The organism is Pseudomonas sp. (assembly GCF_033723075.1).
Lineage (GTDB): Bacteria > Pseudomonadota > Gammaproteobacteria > Pseudomonadales > Pseudomonadaceae > Aquipseudomonas.
Genome location: NZ_JAWVXU010000014.1, coordinates 92430 through 119286 on the forward strand (window position 1 = coordinate 92430; position 26857 = coordinate 119286).

Below are 26857 nucleotides of genomic sequence, written 5' to 3' on the forward strand. Positions count from 1 at the left end.
GACTTGCCGCTCGTTGACCCCGATTGGACGCCCAGGGCGCCGCTCGAACCCTTGCGTCTGGATTGGCTGGCGGCGGCCGAGGTCGAGCTGGCAGTGCTGCGCCTGGATCTGATCGACCCGCTGATCAGCGGCAATAAATGGTTCAAGCTGGCGCCCTACCTGCAAGCGGCCTGCGCTGTCGGTGCCGAGGGGCTGATCAGTCTTGGCGGCGCCCATTCCAATCATCTGCATGCGCTGGCCGCCGCGGGCAAGCGCTTCGACTTCCCCACGGTTGGTCTGCTCCGCGGCACGCCGCAGGACACGCCTACCGTGCGCGATCTGCAGCGCTTCGGCATGCAGCTGCACTGGCTCGGTTATGGCGGCTACCGTGCCCGGCATCAGGCGGACTTCTGGGCCCCGTGGCGTGAGCACTACCGCAACCTGCATCCAGTGCCCGAAGGCGGCGGTGGTTTGCCGGGGGCCATGGGCTGTAGCGGGCTGGTGAGTCAGGTGCAGGAACAACTGAGCGGGCTCGGTTGGGTGGATTATCACGGCTGGTGGCTGGCGGCGGGTACGGGAACGACCCTGGCGGGGCTGGTGCTGGGCGAGGCGGGCGCTCATCCGGTCTACGGCGCGGTGGCGGTGCCGGACGATCATGGCGTGGCGCACCAGGTGCGGGCGATTCTCGACGAGGCGCAGGCGGTGGATGGCGTCTACCAGTTGCTGGATGCCAGTCGCGGCGGCTTTGCCAAGGTCGATGCGGCGCTGCTGGAGTTTCTCCTGGCCAGCGAAGCGGCCAGTGGGCTGGCGTTGGAGCCGCTGTATACCGCCAAGGCGCTAATGGCGTTGCGTCAGCGTGTCGAGGCCGGTTACTTTGAGCGCGGCAGTCGCCTGGTGTTCGTGCATACCGGCGGCTTGCAGGGACGCGCCGCGGCGTTGCGCCAGTATGAACGGTTGTGAATATGGGCTGTTTGCGCACCCTCCGAGTCTTGACCAGCGGAGCCTGGATACCCATGAGTGACCCCCTGAACCCCGAACAGTTGCGCAGTTTTACGCCGCTCAATGTGCTGTCCGAACAACAGTGGCGGGAGCTGCGCAGTCAGCTGGTGCCGCAGCCGCTGTTGGCCGGGCAGTTGCTCTTTCGCCGCGGCGATCAGGCGGCCCTGACCTACTACCTGCTCGCTGGAGAGCTGCTGCTGCAGACGGCCGATGGCCAGCAGCAGCGTCTGAGCGCCGGCAGTGCGGCCAGCTGCCACCCGTTGTCGCCCGGCTTGCCGCGTTTGCATGAAGCGCGTGCCGCCACCGATGCCAGCCTGCTGGCGGTGGACACGGCAACCCTTGGCCGGCTGTTGACCTGGCGCCTGACCTATCAGGATTTGCTCCTCGAGCTTGGCCAGAACCATGCCGATGTGGAGTGGCTGGAGCGCCTTCTGCAGAATCCTGTATTCGCCAAGGTACCGCCGAGCAATGTACGCACCATGCTTGAGCGTCTGCAGCGCATCGAGCTGGCGGCGGGCACAACCCTGTTGCGGGAAGGGGAGTCCGGCGATTGCTGTTATTTCCTCGAAAGCGGCCGCGCCGAAGTGATTCGCGGCGCTGGTAGCGAGCGACAGGTATTGGCCGAGCTGGAAGTGGGCGCCTGCTTCGGTGAAGAGGCCTTGCTCGCCGACCGTCCGCGCAATGCCACGGTGACGCTGATCGAGGATGGCGTGGTGTTGCGTCTCGCTCGTCAGGATTTCTTCTCGTTGCTCAAGGCTCCGGTGGTCGACGATGTTGCCCTGGGCGAGGCGGCACGCCTGCTGGCGGCCGGCGCACAGTGGCTGGACGTGCGCCTGCAAGAGGAATACGAGCGGGGCCATGCACTGGAATCCCTGCATATGCCGTTGCAGCTCCTGCGCCTGAAGGCGCGGCTGCTGGATAAGGCGCGCACCTATCTGTGCTATTGCGACAGTGGTAAGCGCAGCGCCAGCGCGGTGTTCCTGCTGGCGCAGCTGGGCTTCAGTGCCTACGCGTTGCGCGATGGCCTGGATGTGCTGCCGGCGGTGCAACGCGATGCCTTGCTGTGCGAAAGCGGCTCGGGTTACCTGGCGCGGTCGGGCGGGCGTACCGAGCGCAGCGGCTGACGGCTGTCCTCGGCGCTACTTCTCGGCGGGTGCGGGCATGGCTGTCGGCCAGTCGTCGCTGACCAGGAACAGCCGCTCCACCTCCTGCCAGTCGCCCTGCGGGCTGTGCTGCAGTCGCACCAGTAGTTGCGCCTTGGCCTGCGGCTGCAGGGTGCGCAACCACTCCTGCAGTGTTTCGGCGGACCACCGTTCGGCATGGCCTATTCGCGCGGGCGCCAGCCAGGCCGTGCGTGGCAGAGGCTGCCAGCAACCCTCGCTGTTTTGTGCGACAAAGCCTGGCCAGTCACGTCGGTGCAGCCAGCGGCCGCGCAAGTGCTGCGGATTGGCGCCGGGAGGCGGCAGGCAAGGTTTCGGCCAGGGGTAGAACAGGTAACCGCCGAGCCAGAGTGCCGCCTGGGCATTGCCCAGGTCGAGTTCGGCCAGCGCCGGGCGTGCTTCGCCGCGTGCCGACATGGGCAGTTGGTGCTGGCTGAGATGATCGAGCTTGATATCCAGGCGGTCATGGCTGCCCGGACCGATCCAGTGGGCGAGTTCGGCGCCGCTTTGCTGCTGCGGGCCGAGGTAGAGTTTGATCGCCAGTTCCAGGTGGTGCACGCCTTCTTCGTCGCGCAGCAGCAAGTCGAGTTCGCCGAGGGTCTGGCCGTTCTGGCGGATTGGCAGGTTGGCGGCCAGCAGCTCGATACCGGGGGCGGCGTGCAGGGCGAATTGCCAGAGGCGTTCGTAATACAAGCCCAGGCGCCGTACCGAGCGCTGCGCCAGCCAGTTCGACAAACTGCCGGGGTCGCTGTCGAGACGCCGCAGCCAGTCGGCCAGCATGCCCGGCGTACGGCTCCACTGGCTGGCGCTGAGCGGGTGGCGTTGCGGCCACGGCAGGCTGCTCAGCAGTGGCGGCGAAAGCAGCACCCAGGCCAGATCCCGCACCATGGGTTGGCGCAGTTGCTGCTGCAGGTCGGTAAGCGCGGGAAAAGGTGTCATGGTGCGAGCATAGCGCCAAATCCGTGCGTGGCGCTTGTCGACCCTGCGCGCTTTGGCCTGGCGCAAATGCCGCGAGTTTGCCGCTGTCGCAGGCTTTCGCCCATAATCGAGCCTGTCTAGATCCAGAGTCTGCGGGAGCACCATGGAGCAATTTCGAAATATCGGCATCATCGGCCGTCTGGGTAGCACCCAGGTGCTGGAGACCGTCCGCCGGCTGAAGCGGTTTCTGATCGATCGTCACCTGCATGTGATTCTCGAGGACACCATCGCCGAAGTGCTGCCGGGGCATGGCTTGCAAACGTCCTCGCGGAAGATTCTCGGCGAGGTCTGCGACCTGGTGATCGTCGTCGGCGGCGACGGCAGCATGCTCGGCGCGGCCCGCGCACTGGCGCGGCACAAGGTGCCGGTGCTGGGGGTCAACCGCGGCAGCCTGGGCTTTCTCACCGATATCCGTCCGGATGAACTGGAGCTCAAGGTCGCCCAGGTCCTGGAAGGCAATTACCTGACCGAGAACCGTTTCCTGCTGGAGGCCGAAGTGCGTCGGCATGGCGAAGCGATCGGCCAGGGCGATGCCCTCAACGACGTGGTGCTGCACCCGGGCAAGTCGACGCGGATGATCGAATTCGAGTTGTTCATCGATGGCCAGTTCGTCTGCAGTCAGAAGGCCGACGGCCTGATCGTCGCCACGCCGACCGGCTCCACCGCCTATGCGCTGTCCGCCGGCGGGCCGATCATGCACCCCAAGCTGGATGCCATGGTCATCGTGCCGATGTACCCGCATACCTTGTCCAGTCGGCCGATCGTGGTGGATGGCAACAGCGAGTTGAAAATCGTCGTGTCCAAGGATATGCAGATTTACCCGCAGGTTTCCTGCGATGGCCAGAATCACTTCACCTGCGCGCCGGGTGATACCGTCACGGTGAGCAAGAGGCCGCAGAAGCTGTGCCTGATCCATCCGCTCGATCACAACTACTACGAGGTCTGCCGCAACAAGCTGGGCTGGGGCAGTCGGCTCGGCGGGGGAGGAGGCTGAATGCACCTCGATCCCGCGCGTGGCTACGACCTGATTGGTGACATTCATGGTTGTGCACTGACCCTGGAACGCCTGCTCGATACCCTCGGCTATCGGCGCCAGGGTGGTGTCTGGCGTCATCCGCAGCGCATGGCGATTTTTCTCGGCGATCTGGTCGATCGCGGTCCGCGTATCCGTGAAGCCCTGCATCTGGTGCATGACATGGTCCGGGCCGGCGAGGCACTGTGCATCATGGGTAATCACGAATTCTATGCCCTCGGCTGGAGCACCCTGGCCGCGCCCGGAAGCGGCCAGCACTATGTGCGTGAGCACACGCCGCGGCATGCGCGGCTGATCAAGGAGACCCTGGAGCAGTTCGCAGCCTATCCCGCAGAATGGTCCGAGTTTCTCGCCTGGTTCTATGAGCTGCCGCTGTTCATCGATGCCGGGCATTTCCGTGTGGTGCATGCCTGTTGGGATCGCGACCTGATCGAGCCGCTGGGCGCGCAGTTCCCCGATGGTTGCATCGACGAGCACTTCCTCCAGGCCTCGGCGGTACCCGGCAGCTTTGCCAATACCGCACTGGATCGTCTGCTGCGCGGCACCGACATGCGCCTGCCGCACGGCTTGACCTTGACCAGTGGCGAGGGCTTCACCCGGGCACATTTTCGCACCAAGTTCTGGGAGGAAGATCCGCAGACCTACGGCGATATCGTCTTCCAGCCGGATGCCTTGCCGGCGTTGGCCGCTCAAACGCCGCTGAGCGAGCTGCAAAAAGACGAGCTGCTGCGCTATGGCGCCGATCAGCCTCTGCTGTTCGTCGGCCACTATTGGCGCAGCGGCAAGCCGGCACCGATTCGCCCCAACCTGGCGTGCCTCGATTACAGCGCGGTGTTGAACGGCAAGCTGGTGGCCTATCGTCTGGATCAGGAAACGCGCCTGGATCCACACAAGTTTGTCTGGGTCGAAGTCCAGCGCCCGCAGGCTCCACGATGAGTCAGGTTGCCGTCCTGCGTCTGCCGATCCAGGCCGATCTCAGCGGCTTTATCGCCCTGTTGCGGCGCTTGCAGGTACCTCATCGCGTCGCCGAAGAAGCGGGCGAGCAGGTGCTGTGGGTGCCGGACGAGCTGGCCGAGCAGGTGCGCGACCTGTATCGGCGCTACCCGCTGGGCGATGCGGCGCTGCAGTTGGCTACGTCACCGCAGGCCGCGGCGGGGTTTGTCCAGCAGTTGCGCGGCAGCCCGCTCACGGCCGGCATGCTCGGGCTGACCCTGCTGGTGGCCGCACTGACCGCGCTGGGCGACAACTTCACGGCAATCCGCTGGTTGAGCTTCGTCGATTTCCGCATTCAGGGCGATTACATCTATTTCAGTTACCTGACCGAAATGCTCGAAACGGGGCAGTGGTGGCGCCTGATCACGCCGATGCTGATTCATTTCGGCCTGCTCCACCTAACGATGAATGCACTCTGGTACTGGGTGCTGGGGCGACGCATCGAGGCGCGCCAGGGGCCGTGGATGCTGCTCGGGCTGACGCTGCTGTTCAGCCTGGCCTCCAATCTGGCCCAGTACAGCTTTTCCGGGCCGGCCCTGTTTGGCGGCTTGTCCGGCGTGCTTTACGGCTTGCTGGGGCACTGCTGGCTGTTTCAGCGCCTGGCGCCCACTGCCGAGTATCAGCTGCCGCGAGGTGTGCTGGTGATGATGCTGGCCTGGCTGCTGATCTGCATGACCGGCATCTTCGAGCTGCTGCAGTTCGGCGCGATTGCCAACGCCGCCCATGTCGGCGGATTGCTCGCCGGTTGCGCTACCGGTCTGCTGGGTGGGGCCCTGGCGCGCCAGCGTGCCGACAGATGATTGCACGGGCTTGCGTCAAGCGCTCGCGAGTGCCTGGCGCAGCCGGTAAACTGCGGCTTTGTATTCGGAGGTATCCATGTCGTCCTTTCTCCAAGCTGTTGAAAATATTACCCCGGAAATCCACCAGAGCCTGAAGCTGGCCCTGGAAATCGGCAAGTGGCCCGATGGCCGCAAGCTGACCCAGGAGCAGAAGGAACTGACCCTGCAGGCGCTGATCGCCTGGGAGGCCCTCAATCTCCCCGAGGACCAACGCATCGGCTACATGGGCGAGCAGGCCTGTGGCTCCAAGTCCGAGCCGGCACCCAACTTGTTGTTCACGTCCGTAGATGCTCTGCCCTCGGATAGCCTGCACTGATGGCCGAATTGGCACGCGGTGCCCTGAGCAAGATGGCGGCACGCCTGGATGCGCCTGTGCAGTACGCCTTTCGCCTGGACGATCAGGAAGTGGCGGTCAATCCGCTGATCGGCAAGACCTTGCGCCTCGAGTACCTGGGCGCGATCCATTGCAGCCACTGTGGGCGCAAGACCAAGACCAGTTTCAGCCAGGGCTACTGCTACCCCTGCATGCAGAAGCTGGCGCAGTGCGATATCTGCATCATGAGTCCGGAGCGCTGCCACTACGACGCCGGCACTTGCCGCGAACCGAGCTGGGGCGAGCAGTTCTGCATGACCGACCATGTGGTCTACCTGGCCAACTCCTCGGGCGTGAAGGTCGGCATCACCCGCGCCACGCAGATTCCGACGCGCTGGATCGACCAGGGTGCGAGCCAGGCCTTGCCAATTCTGCGGGTAGCGACCCGGCAGCAATCCGGTTTCGTCGAAGACCTGCTGCGCACTCAGGTCGCGGACAAGACCAACTGGCGCGCCTTGCTCAAGGGCGACGCGGCGCCGGTCGACCTGCCGGCGATTCGTGAGCAGCTGTTCGCCAGCTGTGGCGCCGGGCTCACCGAGTTGCAGCAGCGCTTCGGCATTCAGGCGATTCAGCCGCTGAGCGACCAGCAGCCGGTGGACATCCGCTACCCGATCGAGGCCTACCCGGCCAAGATCAGCAGCTTCAACCTGGACAAGAACCCGATCGCCGAAGGGACCCTGCTCGGCATCAAGGGCCAGTACCTGATGTTCGACACCGGTGTGATCAATATCCGCAAGTACACCAGCTATCAGATAGCGGCAAGCTGCCCGGCATAAGCCGCGCGCCTGTCGCCGTGACGACCGTAATCACCTAGCAGCTTGAAGCGTCTCGCTTGAAGCTGCCGCGAAGAGGCTCCCCATGCGCACCGAACAGCCGAAGATGATTTACCTCAAGGACTATCAGGCGCCGGACTACCTGATCGACGAGACGCACCTGACCTTCGAGTTGTTCGAGGATCACACCCTGGTGCATGCGCAGCTGGTGATGCGGCGCAACCCCGAGCGTGATGTCAGGGGTCTGCCGTTGCTGGTGCTGGATGGTCAGCAGTTGGAGTTGTTGTCGCTGTCCATGGATGGTCAGGAGTTGAGCGCCGCGGACTATCAAGTGAGCGCCAGCCACCTGAGCCTGCAGCCGAAGAACGCCAGCTTCGTTATCGACAGCAGCGTGCGCATCCACCCAGAAAGCAACACCGCGCTGGAAGGCCTGTACAAGTCCGGCAGCATGTTCTGCACCCAGTGCGAGGCCGAGGGTTTCCGCAAGATCACCTATTACCTCGATCGCCCGGACGTGATGAGCAAGTTCACCACCACGGTCAGCGCCGAGCAGCACAGCTACCCGGTGCTGCTGTCCAACGGCAACCCGATTGCCAGCGGCCCGGAAGATGGCGGCCGGCACTGGGCGACCTGGCAGGATCCGTTCATGAAGCCGGCCTACCTGTTCGCCCTGGTTGCCGGCGACCTCTGGTGCGTGGAAGACAGCTTCACCACCATGAGCGCGCGCGAAGTGGCGCTGCGCATCTATGTCGAGCCGGAGAACATCGACAAGTGCCAGCACGCCATGGACAGCCTGAAGAAGTCGATGAAGTGGGACGAAGAGGTCTATGGCCGCGAGTACGACCTGGACATCTTCATGATCGTCGCGGTCAACGACTTCAACATGGGCGCCATGGAGAACAAGGGCCTCAATATCTTCAACTCCAGCTGCGTGTTGGCCAAGGCCGAGACAGCCACCGACGCCGCCCACCAGCGGGTCGAGGCGGTGGTAGCGCACGAGTACTTTCACAACTGGTCGGGCAACCGGGTGACCTGTCGCGACTGGTTCCAGCTTTCGCTCAAGGAAGGCTTCACCGTGTTCCGCGACGCCGAGTTCAGCGCCGACATGAATTCGCGCACGGTCAAGCGCATTGAGGACGTGGCCTACCTGCGCACTCACCAGTTCGCCGAGGATGCCGGCCCCATGGCCCATCCGGTGCGGCCTGAGGCCTTCATGGAAATTTCCAACTTCTACACCCTGACCGTCTACGAGAAGGGTTCGGAAGTGGTGCGCATGATCCGCACCCTGGTCGGCGCCGAGGGCTTCCGTCGGGGCAGCGACCTGTACTTCGAGCGCCACGATGGCCAGGCCGTGACCTGCGACGATTTCATCAAGGCCATGGAAGACGCCAATGGCGTCGACCTGAGCCAGTTCAAGCGCTGGTACAGCCAGGGCGGTACGCCGCGTTTGGCCGTCAGCGAGGCATACGATGGCGCCGCCAAGACCTACAGCTTGACCTTCCGCCAGAGCTGTCCGGCCACGCCGGGGCAGCGCGACAAGCAGCCCTTCGTGATTCCCGTGGAGTTGGGCTTGCTCGGCGCGCAGGGTCAGGCCCTGCCGTTGCGCCTGCAAGGTGAAGCCGTCGCCGGGGAGTCGTCGCGGGTGATCTCGATTACGGCGGCCGAGCAGGTGGTGACCTTTGTCGATGTTGCCGAACAGCCGCTGCCGTCGCTGCTGCGCGGCTTCTCCGCGCCGGTCAAGCTGAGCTTTTCTTATAGCCGCGATCAGTTGATGTTCCTCATGCAGCACGACGCCGACGGTTTCAACCGCTGGGAAGCCGGTCAGCAGCTGGCCGTGCAGGTGCTGCAGGACTTGATCGGCCAGCAACAGCGCGGAGAGCCTTTTCAGCTGGATCAGCGCCTGGTCAGCGCCCTGCGCAGCGTGCTGGAGAACGCGTCGCTGGATCAGGCCATGGTTGCCGAACTGCTCTCGTTGCCGGGTGAGGCCTACCTCAGCGAAATCAGCGCAGTGGCCGATGTCGATGCCATCCACAGCGCCCGCGAATTCGCCCGCAAGCAACTGGCCGACGCCCTGTTCGATCTGCTTTGGCAACGCTACCAGGCCAATCGCGAGATTTCGCGCAGCACTGCTTATGTCGCCGAGGCCGAGCACTTTGCCCGGCGCAGCCTGCAGAACATTGCGCTGTCCTACCTGATGCTCAGCGGCAAGCCCGAGGTTCTGGCGGCATGTCTGGAGCAGTTGGAGGTATGTGACAACATGACCGAGCGCCTGGCGGCTGTGGCCGTGCTGGTCAATTCGCCGTTCGAGGAGGAAAAAGCCAAGGCGTTGGCCAGCTTCGCCGAGTTCTTCAAGGACAACCCCTTGGTCATGGATCAGTGGTTCAGCGTCCAGGCGGCTTGCAGCCTGCCGGGCGCCTTGGGGCGGGTACAGCAACTGATGAGGCACCCGGCCTTTACCCTGAAAAACCCGAACAAGGTACGCGCCCTGATCGGGGCGTTCACCGGGCAGAATCCGGTCAACTTCCATCAGGTCGACGGCAGCGGCTACCGCTTCCTGGCCGATCAGGTGATTACCCTGAATGCCCTCAACCCGCAGATCGCCGCGCGGCTGCTCGGGCCGTTAACCCGCTGGGGTAAATACGACGACACTCGTCAGGCCTTGATGAAGGCCGAGCTGGAACGGATTCTCGCCTCTGGCGAGCTGTCCAGCGATGTTTACGAGGTGGTCAGTAAAAGCCTCGCCTGATGCCTATGGTGCGGTCTGGAGTAATTCGCGATCCGTAGGGTGTATCGCCGCAGGCAGTGCACCAGGGTTCACCGGCGCGATACAACGCTGGCGGGTTGTCGCTGCGCTCCGATCGGAGCGCCGCCCGGACTGCCCTACCCGCAGGCAGTGCATCAAGAGGCGAGCTCCATCGATTTCAGTCGGCGCGATTGCGCATGACGGTTATTTCAAACCGGCGGCCTTGCGTCGTCGCGGCACAGGTTGATGTTCGTGTAGTGTTGGCGAAAGGCCGCTACAGTGATGGCGGCCTTTGTGCATCAATCCGTCGAGTAAGCGGTCAATCACGCGGCTCGGCCTTAACAAAACATAACGTCACGCCGATTGTCAGGCCTTTCGAAAGCTCGCTAGCATAGGCGGTCTGCTAAAAAGCAGGACCACCGATAACAACAAGCAAGGGGGAAGGTATATGAGTGAGCCCGTCATGCGGCGCACCTGGGCCGGTCTGTTCAATGCACCGGCGTTGCGCTTGTACTTGCCGCTGGCTAAAGCGCTCTCGCTCTGCAGTGTGCTGTCCATCGTGATATTCACTGCCGCGCCATTGCAGGCGCAAACCGCCACCGATTCAACTGTCCGCTACTCGATCGAGTCGCCGAAAGCAGTGAAAAAACTGCTGTTGGACGTCACCCGCGTCGGCCAGCGCCTGGTGGCTGTGGGTGATCGTGGCCATATCCTCTACTCCGACGACAACGGCACCAGCTGGATCCAGGCCAAGGTGCCGACCCGGCTGATGCTTACCGCGGTGTTCTTTGTCGATGACCAGCACGGTTGGGCGGTTGGCCACGACGCGCAGATCCTGGCCAGTAGCGATGGTGGCGCCACCTGGGCCAAACAGTTCGAGGACCCGGAACGCGAGGACGGCTCGCCTTTCCTGGATGTCTGGTTCAAGGATGTGAACAACGGTTTCGTCGTCGGCGCCTATGGTGCGCTGTTCGCGACGACTGATGGCGGCAAGAACTGGGAAGATGTCAGTGATCGTCTCGATAACGAAGACGGCTATCACCTGAACGCCATCGTCGAGGTCAAGGATGCCGGGTTGTTTCTCGTCGGCGAACTGGGCGTCATGCTCCGCTCGGCCGATTGGGGGCAAACCTGGGAAACCCTCCAGGGTCCTTACGACGGCTCACTCTTTGGTGCTCTCGGCACCGGCGAAGCCGGCAGTTTGTTGGCTTATGGTCTGCGCGGCCACCTGTTCCGTTCCGCCGACTTCGGTGACAGCTGGCAGCAGATCGAGCTGAATACTCCGAATAACGGTCCGCTGGAGTTCGGCCTGGCCGATGGTAATCGACTTGCCGACGGCTCGATCGTGGTGGTTGGGCATGGCGGCACCGTGCTGAAAAGCAGCGATGACGGACGCACCTTCAGTTTGTTCAATCGCGTCGACCGGCTCTCGCTCGCGGGCGTCACCGCACTGGATAACGGCAACCTGATTCTGGTGGGGCAGGGCGGCGTCCATGTCGCTTCGCCGACTGGCGCCGATCTGGGCCAACAACAATAAGCCGGGAGAGTTTGCATGAGTAAGCATCAACAACGACCTGCGTCTGTCCTCGAGCGGTTGATCTTCAACAATCGTCCGGCCGTTATCGTGCTGTGCCTGTTGATCAGTGTTTTTCTGTTCTATCAAGCGGCGCAGGTGCGCCCACAAACCAGCTTCGAGAAGATGATTCCGCTGGGGCACCCCTATATCCAGAAGATGCTCGAGCACCGCAACGACCTGGCGAACCTGGGCAACACCGTGCGCATCTCGGTGGAAGCGGTCGAAGGCGACATCTTCGACAAGGAGTACATGGAGACGCTGCGGCAGATCAACGACGAAGTGTTCTACATTCCCGGCGTCGATCGCTCCGGCCTGAAATCGCTGTGGAGCCCGAGCATCCGCTGGACCGAGGTGACCGAAGAGGGCTTCGCCGGCGGCCCGGTGATTCCGCAGACCTACGACGGCTCGTCCGACAGTCTGGAGGATTTGCGCAGCAATATTCTCAAGTCTGGGCAGATCGGCCGGCTGGTGGCCAACAATTTCAAATCGAGCATCGTCGATGTGCCGCTGCTGGAGGCCTATCCCGACCCTGAGGATCAGAGCAAGCTGATCCCGCTGGATTACCAGAAATTCTCCCACGAGCTGGAAGAGAAGATTCGCGAGAAGTACCAGGCGCAGAATCCCAACGTGAAGGTGCACATCATCGGCTTCGCCAAGAAAGTCGGTGACCTGATCGATGGCCTGATCGGCGTGGCCTTGTTCTTCGCCGTGGCCATCGGCATCACCTTTGCCCTGTTGCTGTGGTTCACCCATTGCTTCAAGAGCACCCTGGCGGTGGTCGTCACCACCCTGATCGCGGTTATCTGGCAGTTGGGCTTGCTGCATACTCTGGGCTTCGGGCTGGATCCTTATTCGATGCTGGTGCCGTTTCTGGTATTCGCCATCGGTATCTCCCATGGGGTGCAAAAGATCAACGGCATCGCCATGGCCTCGGGGGAGGCGACGAGTCCGTTGGTTGCTGCGCGCATAGCGTTTCGCCAGCTGTTCATTCCCGGTTTGGTCGCCTTGCTGTCGGATGCGGTCGGCTTCATCACCTTGCTGCTGATCGATATTGGCGTGATCCGCGAGCTGGCCATCGGCGCGTCTATGGGTGTGGCGGTGATCATCCTGACCAACCTGATCCTGCTGCCGGTGATGATTTCCTATATCGGCATCAGCAAGAAGGCGGTCAAGATCAGCCGTGAAGAAGCGGCCAAGGATCATCCGCTCTGGCGTCTGTTTTCCAACTTCGCCCACCCGATGGTGGCGCCGGTGTCCGTGCTGATTGCCGTGGTGGCACTGGCCGGTGGCGTCTGGTATGGCCAGAACCTGAAGATCGGCGACCTCGATCAGGGCGCGCCCGAGTTGCACCCGGACTCGCGCTACAACCTGGATAACGACTTCGTCATCCGCAACTACTCGACCAGCTCCGATGTGCTGGTGGTGATGCTCAAGACCGAAAGGGAAGGCTGCTCGAGCTACCAGGCCCTGTCGGCCATGGACCAGTTGATGTGGACCATGGATAACACCGCGGGCGTGCAGTCGACCATCTCCATGGTCACTGTGTCCAAGCAGGTGATCAAGGGCATGAACGAGGGCAACCTGAAATGGGAAACCCTGTCGCGCAACAAGCATGTACTGAACAACTCGATTGCGCGTGCCGAGGGGCTGTACAACGCCGACTGCTCGGTGGCGCCGGTGCTGGTGTTCCTCAATGACCACAAGGCGGAAACCCTGGAACGGGCGGTCGCGGTCGTCGAAGACTTCGCCGCGGAACATAACCAGGATGGCCTGGAGTTCATCCTGGCGGCGGGTAACGCCGGTATCGAAGCGGCCACCAACGAGGTGATCGCCGCGTCTGAGACCACCATGCTGGTAGCAGTCTATGCCGCCGTGAGCTTCATGTGCCTGCTGACCTTCCGCTCGATTGCCGCCACCCTGTGCGTGATTCTGCCGCTGGTGCTGACCTCGGTATTGGGCAACGCGCTGATGGCCTACATGGGCATCGGGGTCAAGGTGGCGACCCTGCCGGTAATCGCCCTGGGCGTCGGCATCGGCGTCGACTACGGCATCTATATCTACAGTCGTCTGGAGACCTACCTGCGCCTGGGACTGTCGTTGCAGGAGGCCTACTATCAGACCCTCAAGTCGACTGGTAAGGCCGTGCTGTTCACCGGTGTCTGCCTGGCGATCGGTGTGGCGACCTGGATCTTCTCGGCGATCAAGTTCCAGGCCGACATGGGCCTGATGCTGACCTTCATGTTCCTCTGGAACATGATCGGCGCGATCTGGCTGCTGCCGGCACTGGCCCGCTTCCTGATCAACCCGGAGAAGCTGCGCAACAAGGCCTGACAGGCAGGCGCAGCACTAAAAAAACCGCGGCCTTCGGGTCGCGGTTTTTTTATGTCGGTTGTGATTGTGATGAATCGGGGCGGTCGCTTGATGGTCGCCTCGAGGTTATCGTGGGCCAGGTGTTCAACGTCCTCAAGGTGGAGTAACGCCGTGCTCCTGAGTCTGGCCGCTGATGCGGTGTTGCTCCTGCATCTGCTGTTCATTGTCTTCGCCCTGCTCGGTGGCGTGCTGGTGTTGCGCTGGCGTTGGCTGGCCTGGCTGCACCTGCCCGCCGTGCTCTGGGCGGCGACGGTCGAAGCACAGCAGTGGCTGTGTCCGCTGACACCGCTGGAAAATGCCCTGCGCCACGCCGCGGGGCAAGCGGGCTACGGCGCTGGTTTTGTTGAGCACTACCTGCTGCCGATCATCTACCCGGCAGGGCTTACGCCCGTTATCCAGCTGTGGCTGGCGGTCTTGGTCGTACTGCCGAGCCTGTTGGTGTATGGCTTTTTGCTCTGGCGTTGGCGCAGCCGCTAGCCGGTCTGGCAGTGACGGCAGTTTGCCTTGGTCATTCAGCAACATGATGGTGCATGGGGCTGAATATTTCCTTAGCTACACTGCGCCCTGTCTTCTATCGCACAACAAGGCGACTTCCATATGCAAAATCGCATGATGATTACCGGCGCGGGTTCAGGGTTGGGTCGTGAAATCGCCCTGCGCTGGGCGCGCGAGGGCTGGCGTCTGGCGCTGGCCGATGTCAACGAGGCTGGGCTCGCCGAAACCCTGGAATTGGTCCGCGCAGCTGGTGGTGATGGTTTCACCCAGCGTTGCGACGTGCGCGACTACAGTCAGTTGACCGCTCTGGCGCAGTCCTGCGAGGAAAAGTTCGGCGGCATCGATGTGATCGTCAACAATGCCGGTGTGGCCTCGGGCGGTTTCTTCGACGAGCTGTCGCTGGAGGACTGGGACTGGCAGATCGCGATCAACCTGATGGGCGTGGTCAAGGGCTGCAAGGCATTCTTGCCCTTGCTCGAGCGCAGCAAGGGCAAGATCGTCAACATCGCGTCGATGGCGGCCCTGATGCAGGGCCCGGCGATGAGCAACTACAACGTGGCCAAGGCCGGTGTGGTGGCGCTGTCGGAAAGCCTGCTGATCGAGTTGAAGGCACAGGAAATCGGGGTGCATGTGGTCTGCCCGTCATTCTTCCAGACCAACCTGCTCGACTCCTTCCGCGGCCCGACGCCGGCGATGAAGGCCCAGGTCGGCAAGCTGCTGGAAAGCTCGCCGATCAGCGCCGCGAACATCGCCGACTACATCTATGACGAGATGGCCAAGGGCGAGTTTATGATTCTGCCCCACGAGCAGGGCCGCATGGCCTGGGCGTTGAAGCAGAAGAACCCGCAGCTGCTGTATGACGAAATGATCAGCATGGCCGACAGGATGCGCGCCAAGGGCAAGCCGGCGTAATCCAGCTCCAGGTGCGGCCAGGACTGGCGGGGGGCACCCGCCCCTTCGCCAGTTGGTCGCTCAGCGTGCCATGCGCGCCGAGAAGAAAATCGCCAGGATGATCAGCGTGCCGCCGAGCAGCATGCGCAGGGTCGGTATCTCGTTGAACAGCCACCAGGCGAAGGCGATGCCGTAGACCGGCTCCAGGGCGAAGATCACCGCGGCGCTGCGCGCCTTGATCACGCGCAGGCTGGCGACGAACAGGCTGTGCGCCAAGCCGGTACAGAACACTCCGAGCAGGGCCAGCCAGAACCAGTCGAGCAGCGCCAGGCCGGGCAGCTGGGGCCAGGCGAAAGGCAGGAAGCACAGCAGCACCGTGAGGTTCTGGCAGAGCGCCGCCTGCACCGGATCCAGACCGCGGGTACTGGCGCGGTTGAGCAGCGACAGCAGGGCGAACAGCAAGCCCGATAATATGGCCCAGAGCAGTCCGACTGTGGCCTGGTTGCCAAGGTCGAAGTTCGGTGTGACCAGGATCAGCCCCAGGCAGACCAGGGCGACCATGGCGAATTCGCTGGGCCGCGTACGTTCGCGAAACAGCAGGCCTTCGAGCAGCACGGTAAACGCCGGGAAGCTGGCGAAACCGAGGGTGGCGATGGCCACGCCGGAAACCTTCACCGCCTCGAAGAAGGTCAGCCAATGGCTGCCGAGCAGCAAACCACCCAGTGCCAGCATGGCCAGCTGCCGCGCATTGGGACGTTGGCTATGGTTCTGGCTGAGGAGGCGGGCGAACAGGGTGAGGGCGACGACGGCGAAAATCGCCCGGCCGCCGACGATGGCCATGGGCAGGGTATTCGCCAGTTTGCCGAAAATCCCCGACAGGCCAAACAGCAGGGCGCCCAGGTGAATCGCCAGCAGTGCCTTGCGCTCGGTCATGCCAGGCGCGCGCCATTGGGCAGTGGTTTGTCGAAGCTGGCCAGTACCACCTTGTTGTCCGCGTCATAGACGCCGGTCACCAGCACCTCGGAACGAATACCGGCGATGCGCTTGGGGGCGAAATTACACACGCAGAGCACCTGGCGGTCAATCAGTTCGGCACAGGGGTAGTGCTCGGTGAGTTGCGCGCTGGAGGTTTTCACCCCGAGTTCGCCGAGGTCGACCCGCAGCACATAGGCCGGCTTGCGGGCCTTGTCGTTCGGCTCGGCGGACAGCACTGTGCCCACGCGCAATTCCACCCGCTGAAAGTCTTCCCATTCGATCTGCTGCATGGCGTTTCTCCGACTAGCTGATGTTGCGTGCAGTCTAGGGAGAGAAGCGGGCCCTGTCTGTCGCGGGAGTCGCGGTCTTTGTCGCGTTACTCGTGGCGCTGGCGCAGCGCGCGCGGGGTGCAGCCGAACTGGCGCAATAGCGCCGCGGTAAAGGCACTTTGCGAACTGTAGCCGACCCGCGCAGCGATCTCGCCGACCGCCAGCTGGCTAGTGCACAGCAACTGTCGGCCCAGGTGCAGGCGCCGGCTGCGCACATAGGCCATGGGCGTCTGTCCGGTCTCGTCGAGAAAGCGCGCATGAAAGCGCGCCGCCGACAAACCGGCCAACCGCGCCAGATCGCCAACCTGCAGCGGGTAGGCGGCATGCCGGTCGATATGCGCGTCCAGGGCTGCCAGCGGCAAGCCTGGCACGCCCGGCAGGTTGACGCGCTCGCTCGCCAGGCTGGCCAGCAACAGCGCTGCGCCTTGCCGGGCGATCACCGGATCATCGATCGGGCTGGCCGCCAGCCAGCTGACCAGCTGGCTTTGCGCCGGGTTGAGGCTCAGGGCGCCGGGGCGCTCGAGCAGGCGTCGGCTGGCATCGGCATGCATGCCCAGGTGCTGTTGCAGCCAGTGCTCGGAGGGTACGTCGAGCACCAGGCACTGGCTGCCGCTCCTGCTGCCACAGGCGTGTTGCGCCGCCGCCGGCACCACGGCGAGGGTCTGGCGGATCACCTGACTGCCCAGCCCGGCCACTTCGAAGTCCAGTTGACCGCTCAGGCCGAACACCAGCTGGGCATGGTCATGGCTGTGGTTGAGCAGTTCATGGCTGTAGTGACGCAAAGAGAGCGGCGACGGCATGGCAAGGTCCTCGTGGCAGGCGGCCAGTTTAGCAGGCAGTTGCCCATGGTCGTGGCGGGTCGCTGTCATCGAACCGCCATGGGGTTGTCACAGTCGTTTCACCGCCGGCGCGCAAGCTCGTAAAAACCCAGCCGGAGGCCGCCCATGACCAGCGCCCAGCTCGCTAAGCCGAGTCGCAAGCAACGAGTCCGCACCCTGTGGATTTCCGATGTCCACCTGGGCACTCGGGATTGCCAGGCCGAACACCTGGCGGCGTTTCTCAAACGCTATCAAACCGACCGGATTTACCTGGTGGGCGACATCATCGACGGCTGGAGGCTGCGCAGCGGCATCTACTGGCCGCAGGCGCACAGCAACGTGATCCGCCGCCTGCTGACCATGAGCAAGCGCGGCACCGAGGTGATCTATGTCACCGGCAACCACGACGAGTTTCTGCGCCGTTATTCGTCGCTGATGCTGGGCAATATCCAGTTGGTCGACGAGGCCGAGCACATCACCGCCGATGGCCGCCGGCTGCTGGTGATCCACGGCGACCAGTTCGATGTGATCACCCGTTACCACCGCTGGCTGGCCTTTCTCGGCGACTCGGCCTACGAGATTACCCTGACCCTCAACCGCTGGCTCAATCACTGGCGCAGTCGTTACGGCTACGGATATTGGTCGCTGTCGGCCTACCTCAAGCACAAGGTCAAGGGCGCGGTGAACTTCATCAGCGACTTCGAGCAGGCGATTGTCCACGAATGCGTCAAGCGCGGCTTCAACGGCGTGGTCTGCGGGCATATCCACCACGCCGAGATCCGCCCGATGGGCGAGGTGGAATACATGAACTGCGGCGACTGGGTCGAGTCCTGCACCGCCTTGATCGAACACCTGGATGGGCGCATCGAGTTGTATCGGCTGGCCGATGACCAGGCTCGGCAAACCCTGGCTGTGGCCGAGCAGCTGGCGGCTGTTGAGCCGGCGGCATGAGGATACTGATCGTCTCGGATGCCTGGCTGCCCCAGGTCAACGGCGTGGTCACCAGCTTGCAGGCCCTGGTCGGTGAATTGCGCAGCCTTGGTCATCAGGTCAAATTGCTGTCGCCGCAGGACTTTCGCAGCTGGCCGTGCCCGACCTACCCGGAAATTCCGCTGGTATGGAACCTCTGGCGGATCGGCCCGGCGATCCGCGAGTTTCAGCCCGACTGCGTGCATCTTGCCACCGAAGGGCCGCTCGGCTGGGCCGCCAGGCGCTGGCTGGACAAGCGCGGTCTGGCGTTTTCCAGTGCCATCCATACGCGCTTTCCCGAGTACATTCATGGTCGATGGCCATGGATACCGCTGCGCTGGGGCTATGCCTACCTGCGCGCCTTCCATCGCCCGAGCCGGGCGGTGCTGGTGACCACCGAGCGCCTGCGTGCGGAGTTTTCCGGATGGGGCCTGCAGCGCCTGCTGCTGTGGCGCAAGGGCGTCGATACGCGCTTGTTTAACCCGCAAGTGCCGCCGCTCGGGGCGTGCAAGCCAGTGTTCCTGTGTGTCGGACGGATCGCTGCGGAAAAGAATCTGCAGGCCTTTCTCGACCTCGACCTGCCCGGCGAGAAGCGGGTGGTCGGCGACGGTCCACAGCGTGAAGCCTTGCAGGCGTGTTATCCGCGGGTGAGCTTTCTCGGCTATCGGCATGGCGCCGAGCTGGCCGAGGCCTATCGTCAGGCCAGCGTGCTGGTGTTTCCCTCGCGCACCGATACCTATGGTCTGGTAATGCTCGAGGCGCTGGCCTGCGGCACGCCGGTGGCGGCCTTCCCCGTGCCCGGCCCGCTGGATGTGCTGGAGGCGGGCGTCACCGGGGTGATGGACGAAGACTTGGGCGCGGCCTGCCTGGCAGCGCTGGAGCTGGATCGCACGCGCTGCGCCGAGTTGGCGGCAGGGCAATCCTGGCGGGTCTCGGCGCTGGAGTTCCTGGCCCGTCAGCCCTTGCTCGACGGCGAGTCGTGTACCGCTCGGGTTTTGGCGATAACCGGCCAGGATTAGTTGGCTGTGGTTGGTCCGGGTAGGGTGCGCTGCGCGCACCAGGTGTATTGAGGTCAATGGTGCGCGCGGCGCACCCGCCAACCCGGCCGTACTTACATGATCACCTTGTCGCGCAATTTCTCGGCGGCCTGCTGCAGTGCCTGGATCACCCGTTGCTTGTCGAAATTCTGGATGCCGTTGGTATCCAGGTACATGGAGAAACCGGGCAGTTCATGCTCGACATAGCTGGAGGTGGCGCCGAGGTCACGGCGGAAGTCCACCACCTGGTAGATCTGCACCGGACGGGTGAACCCCTTGACGCTGATCTGGCCCTTGTCGCGGCACATGATCAGGTCTTTGACCAGCGAGTAGGTCTCGTGGGAGATCAGGATGTCGCCGGCTTCGGCGGCGCTTTCCAGGCGGCTGGCGAGGTTCACGTCGCGGCCGATGATGGTGTAGTCCATGCGCGTGTCGGCGCCGAAGTTGCCGACCGTGCAGTAGCCGGTGTTCAGGCCCATGCGGATTTCCAGCGGCTTGGTGATGCCTTGGGCGCGCCACTGCTGGCGCAGCACTTTCATGTGTTTGCGCATGGCCACGGCCATCGATACCGCCGCCACGGCATCCTGCTTGGCGCCTTTGCTGGCCGGGTCGCCGAAGAACACCATGACGCTGTCGCCGATGAACTTGTCGATGGTGCCACCGTATTTCAGGCAGATTTTCGACATCTCGTTGAGGTAGCTGTTGAGCAGATCGGTCAGTGCTTCGGCTTCCAGTTCCTCGGACAGCTCGGTGAAGCCCTTGATGTCGGAGAAGAATACCGTGAGCTTCTTGCGCTGGGTCTCCAGGCGTACGCTCTTCTTGCCGGTGAAGATCGACTCCCACACCTGCGGTGACAGGTACTTGGCCAGGTTGCGAGCCAGGCGGGCGGCTTTTTCCTGTTCGCGTTTGATTTCGCAGCGTACCTGGGCCAGGCGCAAGCCTTGCTGGTGCACGAAATAGGCGGTGGTGCAGACGTACAGGGTGCTGAAGGCGATGCTCACCAGGGCGACCAGGGCCGGGGTGTCGGGGTTGAATTTCAGTTCGATCAGCGCCGCGTTGAGCAGGGTGCTGCTGGCTGCGATCAGCATGGCCAGGCCGAGGTAGCGCAGGCCGCCCGCCACCATCGAGCTGAAGGCCAGGATCAGCAGGCACATCAGGCTGGGTACGACCGAGAAACCGAGCAGGACCAGCGCCGCACCGCAGTGCAGAGCGTCGACAAACAGCAGGGCCAGGATGGCGCTTTGCGCGTGATCACGCTTGAAACGTTGGCTGAAGTGATGGGCCAGATGCGGATAGAGCAGGGCATAGGGCACCACCCACAGAATGTCGTAGCCGAAATGCTGGGTATAGGTGCCGGCAGCGATGCTCGCGGCCATGGCGATATAGGCCAGTACTCGCGAGTAATACTCGCGCAGTGGTGGCGCCGGTAATGCGTGGAGCCGGTTCTGGGTAGTGGCATTCATGCTGTGGAAACGATCCCTGCTGATTATCTGACGTCTCTGCTGGACGTCTAAGTCGCGCGTTAAGCGCTGGACCAGGAGTGCGACAGAACAGGGATCATAACCAAGCCAGGTGGTGCGAGCCAAGCATCGCAGCCGAACGGCGTGAAGATGCCGGCCAGTGGGCGGCTTCGGCGCAGTCGGAACGTGGTTGGATCAGAATTTGATGCGCCCGCTAAAGGCATCCTTGAGCATTACCCAGTCGCCCATGAAGCTGTACAGCGGGTATTGAAAGGTGGCCGGGCGGTTCTTCTCGAAAACGAAGTGGCCGACCCAGGCAAAGCCATAGCCGGCGACTGGCATGGCCAGCAGCCACAGCCACTGTTGTGTGGCCAGGGCGTAGGCGAGAATGCCCAGCACCAGCAGGCTGCCAACATAATGCAGGCGACGGCAGATAGGGTTGCTGTGTTCTTGCAGGTAATAGGGGTAGAACTCGGCGAAGCTGGTGTAGCGATTGCTGGTTTGCGTAGCCATGGCATGCCTCCTGGTCGTCTGTTGGCCGCACCGGGGTTCAGCGGCTGTGGCGTGTTGACAGTCTAGGCGCGCTGTCCCGTTGGGCCAGTGACATTAGGTGCCAGTTTAGTATCCTTCGCGCTGCCAGTATCTGCGCCAATAGCTGAGAGCTGGTGAAAAACTCTCGCCTACTGCGACCGCCTCCAGGCGCCCGCTGCTGACGTAGCGCGCCTTGCTGCGAATGTCTGGAGACGGTCTCGCTACGGCGCTCGATATTTTCACAAGCTCTGAGAGAAGCGACTTCCAGATGACTCGAATAAGAATAACGTCATGAGCGAACGCACCACTTCATCGAATTGGGCCCTGGGCATCGTCCAGGCCCTGGAAATGGGCGGCGTCGACTGCCGGATGATTTTCCGCGAGTTGAGGCTGGATTACGCCGCGCTGGAAGATCCGGATGCACGCTTTGCCCAGGACGACATGACGCGTCTGTGGCAGCGCGCAGTGGAGCTGTCGGGCAATCAGGCGATCGGCCTGAACATGGCCAAGGTGGTACGCCCGGCTTCATTCCATGTGGTCGGTTACGCCTTGATGTCCAGCCGCACCTTGACCGAAGGGCTGGCTCGGCTGGTGCGTTACCAGCGGATCATCGCCGAGGGCGCCGATCTCAGCTTCCGTCCCACGCCCAGTGGTTATGAGCTGATCCTGGCAATTCATGGCGACCGCCTGCCGCCGGCCCGGCAGAGTGCCGAGGCTTCGATGGCCTGCGCCTTGGCCTTCTGCCGCTGGCTGACCGGCCAACCCATTCGTCCGCAGCAGGTGCTTTTGCAGGGCGACCCTCCGGCGGATCTCGAGCCCTTTCAGCAGGTGTTTCAGGCGCCGCTCAAATTCAATGCCGGGCACTATGCGCTGCTGTTCGAGCGGGCAGACCTGGACCGGCCTCTGCCGACGGCCAACGAGTCGCTGGCCCAGTTGCATGACAGATTCGCCGGCGAATACCTGGCGCGCTTCTCGGAAAGCCGGGTGAGTCACCAGGCCCGGCAAGTGCTGTGCCGCCTGTTACCCCAGGGCGAGCCCAAGCGCGAGGCGGTGGCGCAGGCGCTGCATGTGTCGCAGAGGACCTTGCAACGGCGTCTGCAGGACGAGGGGACGAGTTTCCAGCGCCTGCTCGATGACACCCGTCGCGAACTGGCCGAGCAGTACCTGGCCCAACCCAACCTGACCCTGCTGGAAGTGGCCTATCTGCTTGGCTTTGCCGATCCGAGCAATTTCTTCCGCGCATTCCGTCGTTGGTTCGCCATCACCCCAGGCGAGTACCGCGCGCGCTTGTAGCCCGCAGGCTCGGTAGCCGCAGGTGAGCGAGGATGTGGACAACCCGCCACCCGCCGTGCCGAGTCTGGTAGGCCGGTGAAATGTCGCTCAATGGCGCCAGAAGGCGCGGGTGACCAGCACCAGGACGGTCAGGATTTCCAGGCGACCCAGCAGCATGCCCAGCGATAGCAGCCATTTGGCGGCATCCGGCAGGCTGGCGAAGTTGCCGGCCGGGCCGATGATCGGGCCCAGGCCGGGGCCTACGTTGCACACCGCGGTGGCGGCGCCGGTCAGCGCGGTCATCCAGTCCAGGCCGAGCAGCGTCAATCCCAGGGCGATGGCACCGATGGTGACGGTGAAAAAGAACGAGAAGGTCAGGATCGAACGGACGATTTCTTCATCGAGATTGTGCCCGTTGTACTGCTGCTTGATCACCGCGCGCGGGTGAACGAGCTGGGTGAGGCCGCTACGCAATAGGGTGTAGGCCACCTGGAAACGAAATATCTTCAGCCCGCCCGAGGTCGAGCCGGAACAGCCACCAACGAAGGTCAGGTAGAAAAACATCATGACCGCGAAGTCGCCCCACAGGCTGTAATCGCCCAAAGCGTAGCCGGTGGTGGTCACCACGGAAACGACGTTCAAGGTGACGATGCGCAGCGCATCGAAGTAGTCGTGATCGGAGTGCAGCCAGAGCCAGATGCTGAACATCAGGCAGGTGACCGCCAGCATGCCGAGAAATCCACGCACCTGTTCGTCTTTGATCAACGCCTGGCGGTTGCCGCGGATGGTGGTGACGTAGAGGGTAAAGGGCAGGCCGCCCAAGAGCATCAGGACAATGGCCACCCAGTGCGAGGCCGGGCCGAAGTTGCCCATGGAGCTGTCGGAGGTGGAGTAGCCGCCGGTCGCGATTGAGGTCATCGAATGGTTGATTGCATCGAACCAGCTCATGCCCGCTAGCCAGAAGGCGAAGGTACCGAGCAGGGTAAAACCGATAAAGATGGAGATGATGTACTTGGCGGCTATATGCGAGCGCGGCATGACTTTCTCGCCCCAGTCCGAAGACTCGGTCTGGAACAGGCGCATGCCACCGACCCGCAGCAACGGCAGGATCGCCACGGCCATGCCGATAAAGCCGATGCCGCCGAGCCATTGCAGCATCGAGCGCCAGATCAGCAGGCCCGGCGAGGCGTTGTCGAGGTCGGATAACACCGTCGAGCCGGTGGTGGTGATGCCGGACATGGTCTCGAAGAAGGCATCGGTGTAGCTGATATGGTGAATCAGCGTCATCGGCAGGGCGGCGAATATGCACACGATCAGCCAACTGGCGGTGGTCAGCATGTACATGTCGCGCGGCCGTAATTGAACATCTTTCGGGCGCCCCTGGGCCACCATGGCCAGCCCGGCGACAAAGGTGATCATGCTCGACCAGAGGAAGGCATTGAGCTCGTAGGATCTGTCGAAGATCAGCAGGGTGAGCATCGGCACGATCATGCTGATGGCCAGTGTGATCAGGAAAATGCCGTTGATGAACGCGATGATCCGTAGGGTCGGCAAGGCCATGCAGGGGGGCTCGGAGTGAGGGCGGCAAAGGGCGCCATTGTACTCGCGCGGCAGGGGCTGTAAACCAGCCATTATCAGGGGCTTTACAAGCGCATGGCTCGGCATAGAATAGCGACCAGGTGCCGGCCCTTGCCGGTTTCTGAGCCCTCTAAAATCATGTCGAACGCTAATCCTTGCCTTACGTGTGGCGCCTGCTGCGCGCATTTTCGTGTGTCTTTCTTCTGGGGTGAGTGCCAATCGGCCGGCGGCACGGTGCCGGATGACCAGGTGGTGCTGATCACTCCGCATCGGGTCGCCATGCGCGGCACCGAGTTCAAACCGGCTCGCTGTGTCGCCCTGCTCGGTGAAGTGGGGCAGGGCGTACGCTGCACGCTCTATGAACAACGCGCCAGCCCATGCCGCGAATTCGAGGCGTCCTGGGCCAATGGCGAGCCTGAGCCACGCTGTGACGATGCACGGCGCGCCCACGGTCTGCCCCCGTTGACGCCGCCCGTACGGCCGAGTGTGGCGCCGGAGCGGGTTGCCTGATTGGCCCTGCTTCTCTCCCGCGTCGTATGCGACCGAGCTGCAATTTTTTCCCGCCATCCGCTGCCACGCTCTAGAATTCCCGCTTATTTTGTTCAAGAGGTGGCCGATGGATGCTCTCGATGCTCTGCTCAATCGTGTTTCAGTGCCGCGTTTGCGCGAGCCCGCACCGGATGCCGCGCAGCGCGAACTGCTGTTTCGCGCCGCATTGCGTGCACCGGATCACGGACAGTTGCGGCCGTGGCGCTTTCTTACGGTCGAGGGGGCGGCGCGTGAACATCTGGGTGAGTTGTTTGCCCAGGCCCTGACGGCCGGCGCTGGCGACGTCAGCGAGGAGGCCCTGGCCAAGGCGCGAGCCATGCCCATGCGGGCGCCTCTGCTGGTCGTGGCGGTCGCGCGCGTGCGGGGCCATGCCAAGGTGCCGCCGCAGGAGCAGGTGATCGCCGCGGGTTGCGCTGCCCATGCCATTCTGCTCGCCGCCCATGCCCAGGGTATTGGCGCGGTCTGGCGCACAGGTGAGCTGGCCTATAACGCTCAGGTGGCGACGGGTCTTGGCTTGGCCAGTGACGAACAAATCGTTGCCTTTCTCTACCTGGGAACTGCCGAACGCGAATTACGCAAACCCGCACCCTTGGCTGTCGCTGATTTCGTCAGCGCCTGGCCGGGCGCGTAACGGGCAATTCGCAGGGGGGATCGCCGCAGGCTGTGCACTGTGGTCTCATCGGCCCGGCCCAAATACTGGCGGGCTGTCGCTTCGCTACGAACGGATCATCGCCCGGGCCATCCCTTATAGTCTGGCCTGCGGCTTTAGCGGCAGCAGCAGGCTGGCGCTGAAACCGCCTTCGGGGTGGTTGTTCAGTACCAGTCGGCCGCCGTGACGCTCGGCGGCGCGGCGGGCAATCGCCAGGCCGAGCCCATGTCCGGGGGTGCTTTGCCCTGGGGCACGGAAGAAGGGTTCGCCCAGACGGGTCATGTATTCGGCGGGAACGCCCGGGCCGTGGTCACGTACGCTGAGGCAGAGTTCGTCGGCCTGACGCTCGACCTTGAGTTCGATCGGTTGGCCTGCCGGGTTGAAGCGCAAGGCATTGCGCAGCAGGTTGTCCAGCGCCCGTTCAAGCATGTCCGGCCAGCCGTGCAGGCTCGCGCCGGGTTTCAGTTTGATCTCCACTCGCTGCTCCGGGGTGTCGAGTTGTGCCTCTTCTTGCAGATTGCGCAGCAGCGCGACAAGGTCGACTGGTTGCGCTGCGCCAGGATCGGCGTCGAGGCGGGCGAGGGCGAGAATCTCGCTGATCAAGGCCTCCAGGCGGTCGCACTCGCGCGCCAGGCGTGGCCAGAGTTTTTCCCGTTCGGCGGCGTCGGCGCGTTCGGCCAGGGCCAGTGCCACGCGTAGGCGCGCCAGCGGCGAGCGCAGTTCGTGGGACACATCACGCAGCAGCTGACGCTGGCTGCCAATCAGCCCTTGCAGGCGCGCGCCCATGCGGTTGAAGTCGCGGGCCAGCACGCCCAGTTCGTCGCGTCTGTTGGCCAGGCGGGCCAGGCTGTTCTGCTGGTAGGCGGTCTGGCCGAGGTCGTGCACGGCGCCACGCAGACGATTCAGTGGACGGGTGATGGACAGGGTCACCAGCAGACTGAACAGGGTCAGTACCACCAGGGCGATGCTCAGTGCGCTGAGCGGCCAGAGCAGGCTGTCTTGATGCCAGGCGGCCAGTTCCCGGTGCGGGATACGGTAGATGAACAGGTAGGTTTCGCCGGTCTGCGGGCTGCTGTATTCGGTGGTCAGGCGGCGCCAGGGCAGGCGCTTGTCATTCTGCTGGCGCGCCTCGAAGGCGGCGGCACGCGGCGAGAAGGTGCCCTTGACCAGGGCTTGGCTGTTGTCGTCGAGCACTTGCACGTTGAGGCGCGAGGCTTCTTTGCGCTGCTCGAGAAAGGCCTGGGCGGCGTCGGCGCCGCGCTCTTCATAAAGACTGGTCCAGGTTTCGGCCAAGCCATCCAGAGCCGGGTGCTGGCTGAGAATCCAGGCGTCCTGGTTCAGCGCTCGTCCCAGCAGCATGGATAGCCCGGCAACCAGGGCAAGGGCCAGCCAGAAGCTGGCGAAGATGCGCCAGAACAATGAACGCACGGATGACTCCTCGGTAGCGAAAAAACCCATCAAGCCAGGGCTTGATGGGTGGGTTTGTGC

Annotated in this window: 25 protein-coding genes; 17 read left to right on the plus strand and 8 right to left on the minus strand. The window is 63.3% G+C overall.

Translation table 11 applies throughout. The features are described from left to right. Nucleotides 1-3: 3 nt before the first annotated feature. Both R3355_RS16980 and R3355_RS16985 read left to right on the plus strand, forming a co-directional pair. Entirely contained in the window at nucleotides 4-939 is a 936-nt protein-coding gene (locus tag R3355_RS16980; RefSeq protein ID WP_318962243.1) for a 1-aminocyclopropane-1-carboxylate deaminase/D-cysteine desulfhydrase, read from the plus strand. A gap of 53 nt (nucleotides 940-992) precedes the next feature. Beyond that, nucleotides 993-2102, plus strand: coding sequence for a cyclic nucleotide-binding domain-containing protein (locus R3355_RS16985; RefSeq protein ID WP_318947318.1), 1110 nt, complete (start codon nucleotides 993-995; stop codon nucleotides 2100-2102). Nucleotides 2103-2117: 15 nt separating this feature from the next. Here the strand turns inward: R3355_RS16985 and R3355_RS16990 are convergent, their stop codons facing one another. Then, complete coding sequence (locus tag R3355_RS16990) at nucleotides 2118-3077, minus strand: DUF1853 family protein (RefSeq protein ID WP_318962245.1); 960 nt, start codon at nucleotides 3075-3077, stop codon at nucleotides 2118-2120. 142 nt (nucleotides 3078-3219) lie between these two features. On the opposite strand from R3355_RS16990, the gene R3355_RS16995 reads away from it, so the two are divergent. The 10 genes from R3355_RS16995 (at nucleotide 3220) to R3355_RS17040 (ending at nucleotide 15223) form a co-directional block, all read left to right on the plus strand. Further along, nucleotides 3220-4110 (plus strand): NAD(+) kinase, encoded by an 891-nt coding sequence (locus R3355_RS16995; protein WP_318947320.1) that lies wholly within the window; start codon nucleotides 3220-3222, stop codon nucleotides 4108-4110. Then, nucleotides 4111-5085, plus strand: a complete 975-nt coding sequence (locus tag R3355_RS17000; RefSeq protein ID WP_318962246.1) for a metallophosphoesterase — start codon at nucleotides 4111-4113, stop codon at nucleotides 5083-5085. Continuing rightward, nucleotides 5082-5942, plus strand: coding sequence for a rhomboid family intramembrane serine protease (locus R3355_RS17005; protein ID WP_318962247.1), 861 nt, complete (start codon nucleotides 5082-5084; stop codon nucleotides 5940-5942). The genes R3355_RS17000 and R3355_RS17005 overlap by 4 nt, the downstream gene beginning before the upstream one ends. Before the next feature lie 76 nt (nucleotides 5943-6018). After that, nucleotides 6019-6297 carry a YeaC family protein gene (locus R3355_RS17010; protein ID WP_318962249.1) on the plus strand — a complete coding sequence of 93 codons (279 nt, stop codon included), beginning with the start codon at nucleotides 6019-6021 and terminating at the stop codon, nucleotides 6295-6297. After that, on the plus strand, nucleotides 6297-7130 hold the full coding sequence (locus R3355_RS17015) for a DUF2797 domain-containing protein (protein WP_318947324.1): 834 nt from the start codon (nucleotides 6297-6299) through the stop codon (nucleotides 7128-7130). Before R3355_RS17010 ends, R3355_RS17015 begins: the two co-directional genes overlap by 1 nt. Nucleotides 7131-7212: 82 nt before the next feature. Beyond that, a complete protein-coding gene (pepN, locus tag R3355_RS17020) occupies nucleotides 7213-9873 on the plus strand; it encodes an aminopeptidase N (RefSeq protein WP_318962251.1) in 2661 nt (886 codons plus the stop codon). Nucleotides 9874-10318: 445 nt separating this feature from the next. After that, on the plus strand, nucleotides 10319-11407 hold the full coding sequence (locus tag R3355_RS17025; RefSeq protein WP_318962252.1) for a WD40/YVTN/BNR-like repeat-containing protein: 1089 nt from the start codon (nucleotides 10319-10321) through the stop codon (nucleotides 11405-11407). A 15-nt stretch (nucleotides 11408-11422) separates the two neighbouring features. After that, a complete protein-coding gene (locus R3355_RS17030; RefSeq protein ID WP_318962254.1) occupies nucleotides 11423-13777 on the plus strand; it encodes an RND family transporter in 2355 nt (784 codons plus the stop codon). Between the two features lie 150 nt (nucleotides 13778-13927). Beyond that, nucleotides 13928-14293 (plus strand): DUF2784 domain-containing protein, encoded by a 366-nt coding sequence (locus R3355_RS17035; RefSeq protein ID WP_318962256.1) that lies wholly within the window; start codon nucleotides 13928-13930, stop codon nucleotides 14291-14293. 120 nt (nucleotides 14294-14413) lie between these two features. After that, entirely contained in the window at nucleotides 14414-15223 is an 810-nt protein-coding gene (locus tag R3355_RS17040) for an SDR family oxidoreductase (protein WP_318962258.1), read from the plus strand. A 60-nt stretch (nucleotides 15224-15283) separates the two neighbouring features. Here R3355_RS17040 and R3355_RS17045 read toward each other — a convergent pair whose 3' ends face one another. The 3 genes from R3355_RS17045 to R3355_RS17055 all read right to left on the minus strand — a co-directional run bounded on the left by R3355_RS17045 (nucleotide 15284) and on the right by R3355_RS17055 (nucleotide 17306). Further along, the gene (locus R3355_RS17045; RefSeq protein WP_318962260.1) at nucleotides 15284-16135 is read right to left on the minus strand and encodes a DMT family transporter; all 852 of its coding nucleotides are present in this window, start codon (nucleotides 16133-16135) and stop codon (nucleotides 15284-15286) included. After that, nucleotides 16132-16467, minus strand: a complete 336-nt coding sequence (locus tag R3355_RS17050) for a tRNA-binding protein (RefSeq protein WP_318962263.1) — start codon at nucleotides 16465-16467, stop codon at nucleotides 16132-16134. The genes R3355_RS17045 and R3355_RS17050 overlap by 4 nt, the downstream gene beginning before the upstream one ends. 86 nt (nucleotides 16468-16553) lie before the next feature. After that, nucleotides 16554-17306, minus strand: a complete 753-nt coding sequence (locus R3355_RS17055) for an AraC family transcriptional regulator (protein ID WP_318962264.1) — start codon at nucleotides 17304-17306, stop codon at nucleotides 16554-16556. A 144-nt stretch (nucleotides 17307-17450) separates the two neighbouring features. Here R3355_RS17055 and R3355_RS17060 point away from each other — a divergent pair, with 144 nt between their 5' ends. Both R3355_RS17060 and R3355_RS17065 read left to right on the plus strand, forming a co-directional pair. Continuing rightward, complete coding sequence (locus tag R3355_RS17060; protein WP_318947333.1) at nucleotides 17451-18275, plus strand: UDP-2,3-diacylglucosamine diphosphatase; 825 nt, start codon at nucleotides 17451-17453, stop codon at nucleotides 18273-18275. Then, nucleotides 18272-19312, plus strand: a complete 1041-nt coding sequence (locus R3355_RS17065; protein WP_318947334.1) for a glycosyltransferase family 1 protein — start codon at nucleotides 18272-18274, stop codon at nucleotides 19310-19312. The genes R3355_RS17060 and R3355_RS17065 overlap by 4 nt, the downstream gene beginning before the upstream one ends. Before the next feature lie 92 nt (nucleotides 19313-19404). On the opposite strand, the gene R3355_RS17070 is transcribed toward R3355_RS17065, so the two are convergent. Both R3355_RS17070 and R3355_RS17075 read right to left on the minus strand, forming a co-directional pair. Further along, nucleotides 19405-20793, minus strand: coding sequence for an adenylate/guanylate cyclase domain-containing protein (locus R3355_RS17070; RefSeq protein WP_318962266.1), 1389 nt, complete (start codon nucleotides 20791-20793; stop codon nucleotides 19405-19407). A gap of 192 nt (nucleotides 20794-20985) precedes the next feature. Beyond that, entirely contained in the window at nucleotides 20986-21303 is a 318-nt protein-coding gene (locus R3355_RS17075; RefSeq protein WP_318962267.1) for an Mpo1-like protein, read from the minus strand. 309 nt (nucleotides 21304-21612) lie between these two features. Here R3355_RS17075 and R3355_RS17080 point away from each other — a divergent pair, with 309 nt between their 5' ends. Further along, nucleotides 21613-22614 carry an AraC family transcriptional regulator gene (locus R3355_RS17080; RefSeq protein ID WP_318962268.1) on the plus strand — a complete coding sequence of 334 codons (1002 nt, stop codon included), beginning with the start codon at nucleotides 21613-21615 and terminating at the stop codon, nucleotides 22612-22614. A gap of 87 nt (nucleotides 22615-22701) precedes the next feature. Here the strand turns inward: R3355_RS17080 and R3355_RS17085 are convergent, their stop codons facing one another. After that, nucleotides 22702-24153: a TrkH family potassium uptake protein gene (locus R3355_RS17085; protein WP_318962269.1), complete on the minus strand. Its 1452-nt coding sequence runs from the start codon at nucleotides 24151-24153 to the stop codon at nucleotides 22702-22704. Nucleotides 24154-24309: 156 nt separating this feature from the next. On the opposite strand from R3355_RS17085, the gene R3355_RS17090 reads away from it, so the two are divergent. Beyond that, entirely contained in the window at nucleotides 24310-24681 is a 372-nt protein-coding gene (locus R3355_RS17090; protein ID WP_318947339.1) for a YkgJ family cysteine cluster protein, read from the plus strand. 106 nt (nucleotides 24682-24787) lie between these two features. Continuing rightward, on the plus strand, nucleotides 24788-25351 hold the full coding sequence (locus tag R3355_RS17095) for a nitroreductase family protein (protein ID WP_318947340.1): 564 nt from the start codon (nucleotides 24788-24790) through the stop codon (nucleotides 25349-25351). Between the two features lie 114 nt (nucleotides 25352-25465). Here the strand turns inward: R3355_RS17095 and R3355_RS17100 are convergent, their stop codons facing one another. After that, entirely contained in the window at nucleotides 25466-26797 is a 1332-nt protein-coding gene (locus R3355_RS17100; protein WP_318962270.1) for a HAMP domain-containing sensor histidine kinase, read from the minus strand. Nucleotides 26798-26857 lie beyond the last annotated feature (60 nt).

Coding starts and splice junctions, on each gene's coding strand:
- R3355_RS16985 (WP_318947318.1), top strand. CDS start 993: ATGAGTGACCCCCTGAACCCCGAACAGTTGCGCAGTTTTACGCCGCTC.
- R3355_RS16990 (WP_318962245.1), bottom strand. CDS start 3,077: ATGACACCTTTTCCCGCGCTTACCGACCTGCAGCAGCAACTGCGCCAA.
- R3355_RS16995 (WP_318947320.1), top strand. CDS start 3,220: ATGGAGCAATTTCGAAATATCGGCATCATCGGCCGTCTGGGTAGCACC.
- R3355_RS17000 (WP_318962246.1), top strand. CDS start 4,111: ATGCACCTCGATCCCGCGCGTGGCTACGACCTGATTGGTGACATTCAT.
- R3355_RS17005 (WP_318962247.1), top strand. CDS start 5,082: ATGAGTCAGGTTGCCGTCCTGCGTCTGCCGATCCAGGCCGATCTCAGC.
- R3355_RS17010 (WP_318962249.1), top strand. CDS start 6,019: ATGTCGTCCTTTCTCCAAGCTGTTGAAAATATTACCCCGGAAATCCAC.
- R3355_RS17015 (WP_318947324.1), top strand. CDS start 6,297: ATGGCCGAATTGGCACGCGGTGCCCTGAGCAAGATGGCGGCACGCCTG.
- pepN (WP_318962251.1), top strand. CDS start 7,213: ATGCGCACCGAACAGCCGAAGATGATTTACCTCAAGGACTATCAGGCG.
- R3355_RS17025 (WP_318962252.1), top strand. CDS start 10,319: ATGAGTGAGCCCGTCATGCGGCGCACCTGGGCCGGTCTGTTCAATGCA.
- R3355_RS17030 (WP_318962254.1), top strand. CDS start 11,423: ATGAGTAAGCATCAACAACGACCTGCGTCTGTCCTCGAGCGGTTGATC.
- R3355_RS17040 (WP_318962258.1), top strand. CDS start 14,414: ATGCAAAATCGCATGATGATTACCGGCGCGGGTTCAGGGTTGGGTCGT.
- R3355_RS17045 (WP_318962260.1), bottom strand. CDS start 16,135: ATGACCGAGCGCAAGGCACTGCTGGCGATTCACCTGGGCGCCCTGCTG.
- R3355_RS17050 (WP_318962263.1), bottom strand. CDS start 16,467: ATGCAGCAGATCGAATGGGAAGACTTTCAGCGGGTGGAATTGCGCGTG.
- R3355_RS17055 (WP_318962264.1), bottom strand. CDS start 17,306: ATGCCGTCGCCGCTCTCTTTGCGTCACTACAGCCATGAACTGCTCAAC.
- R3355_RS17060 (WP_318947333.1), top strand. CDS start 17,451: ATGACCAGCGCCCAGCTCGCTAAGCCGAGTCGCAAGCAACGAGTCCGC.
- R3355_RS17065 (WP_318947334.1), top strand. CDS start 18,272: ATGAGGATACTGATCGTCTCGGATGCCTGGCTGCCCCAGGTCAACGGC.
- R3355_RS17070 (WP_318962266.1), bottom strand. CDS start 20,793: ATGAATGCCACTACCCAGAACCGGCTCCACGCATTACCGGCGCCACCA.
- R3355_RS17075 (WP_318962267.1), bottom strand. CDS start 21,303: ATGGCTACGCAAACCAGCAATCGCTACACCAGCTTCGCCGAGTTCTAC.
- R3355_RS17080 (WP_318962268.1), top strand. CDS start 21,613: ATGAGCGAACGCACCACTTCATCGAATTGGGCCCTGGGCATCGTCCAG.
- R3355_RS17085 (WP_318962269.1), bottom strand. CDS start 24,153: ATGGCCTTGCCGACCCTACGGATCATCGCGTTCATCAACGGCATTTTC.
- R3355_RS17090 (WP_318947339.1), top strand. CDS start 24,310: ATGTCGAACGCTAATCCTTGCCTTACGTGTGGCGCCTGCTGCGCGCAT.
- R3355_RS17095 (WP_318947340.1), top strand. CDS start 24,788: ATGGATGCTCTCGATGCTCTGCTCAATCGTGTTTCAGTGCCGCGTTTG.